At 50.0% G+C, this 268-nt stretch carries 1 rRNA gene; it reads right to left on the bottom strand.

Annotated elements, in window-relative coordinates:
• Positions 1 to 268, bottom strand: a 23S ribosomal RNA gene (locus ACEO2X_RS14445); the annotation flags it as partial.

The raw sequence follows: 268 nt of genomic DNA, 5'->3' as shown, positions 1-268 counted from the left end.
CTTGGTCTTTCAGCGAACGGGTTTTTCACCCGTTTTGTCGTTACTCACGTCAGCATTCGCACTTCTGATACCTCCAGCAGACTTCTCAATCCACCTTCTTCGGCTTACAGAACGCTCCCCTACCACGCATAATAAATTATGCATCCGCAGCTTCGGCACATAGTTTTAGCCCCGTTACATCTTCCGCGCAGGCCGACTCGACTAGTGAGCTATTACGCTTTCTTTAAAGGGTGGCTGCTTCTAAGCCAACCTCCTAGCTGTCTATGCC

The organism is Acinetobacter sp. AL9, from assembly GCF_041464035.1.
GTDB classification, from domain to species: Bacteria; Pseudomonadota; Gammaproteobacteria; order Pseudomonadales; family Moraxellaceae; genus Acinetobacter; species Acinetobacter towneri.
This window is presented reverse-complemented; position numbering and strand designations above follow the sequence as displayed.